Source organism: Bartonella sp. AA9NXGY, assembly GCF_042196845.1.
In the GTDB taxonomy this organism is placed as follows: Bacteria; Pseudomonadota; Alphaproteobacteria; order Rhizobiales; family Rhizobiaceae; genus Bartonella.
In genome coordinates this window covers 1-881 of the sequence record NZ_JBHIRB010000095.1, presented here as the reverse complement: position 1 = coordinate 881, position 881 = coordinate 1, and the positions used below count along the sequence as shown (strand labels likewise).

At 40.2% G+C, this 881-nt stretch carries 1 protein-coding gene and 1 pseudogene; both read left to right on the top strand.

Going from position 1 to position 881, the window contains the following annotated elements:
* A pseudogene (locus tag ACFIM6_RS10000) lies at positions 1–297 on the top strand (filamentous hemagglutinin); the annotation flags it as partial.
* Positions 294–698 carry a hypothetical protein gene (locus ACFIM6_RS09995; RefSeq protein WP_375612686.1) on the top strand — a complete coding sequence of 135 codons (405 nt, stop codon included), beginning with the start codon at positions 294–296 and terminating at the stop codon, positions 696–698. The pseudogene ACFIM6_RS10000 and the gene ACFIM6_RS09995, both read left to right, overlap by 4 nt.
* Positions 699–881: the final 183 nt, after the last annotated feature.

The following is an 881-nucleotide window of genomic DNA, read 5'->3' as shown; positions in this document are numbered from 1 at the left end:
TATGGACCAGCCTTTAATGTTTTAGTTGCATCCGGTCTGTTAGGTTATGTGAGTGATGGCAAACAAACCACTATTGGTTTTGATGGGCATAGATATGACTTTGTAAGCCGATGGATTGGCGGCAATGGCTATACTTATGAGACAATACCTGCTGGCAGTAACTGGTGGAAAGAAACATGGAATATGTTCAAAAATCCTTATAATCCTCATACTTGCCTTGGAGATGCGGGTCCAAAATGTCGAGATATATATGGACTTTCCCATCGAGTACAATTCCCTTTAAGGAGGAAAAAATGAAACAAACTTTAAAATTATTAAGCGCTGTAACTTTGTTAAGTATAGCTGGATGTCAGTTTAATAAACCTCCTGCAGGATACTTCACGGTGTGGGAGAAATCAGGAGCAGATCGGCTTGAGGTAAAAAAAGCACTTTTAGAATGTGGAATGCCAGCTCCTTATGATGTATTTCCAGAAAACAGAAATTTAAGCAACAATGCATGGGCAACCATAGAAGCTTGTATGATTCAAGCTGGTTTCCATGATAAATATGATAGGGGGGGGGGCTGGTGTGGAAATCATAAAGCCGAAAACTTGCCCATTTGTCGTCCAGGTGCTGTTGTTCCACAGCGCAGTGTCAAGAAGCGCTTAAATAGCCCGTTTTGTAAAAAACATCCAGAACAATATGAATGCTATCCTTAAGTCTTGCTTGTGATGATCAACAATCCGCCATCCTTGCCTTCTCTTGGAATGGCGGGACTGTTCCCTCAATCCAACATTTCAATATTGTTCACCGTTGTTTTAATGAAGCGGTGACAGGAAATATCAACAGGCTTATGAGCTTTTTTATTGTAAATAAATCCATTGAAAGAGGGGAATAATGAA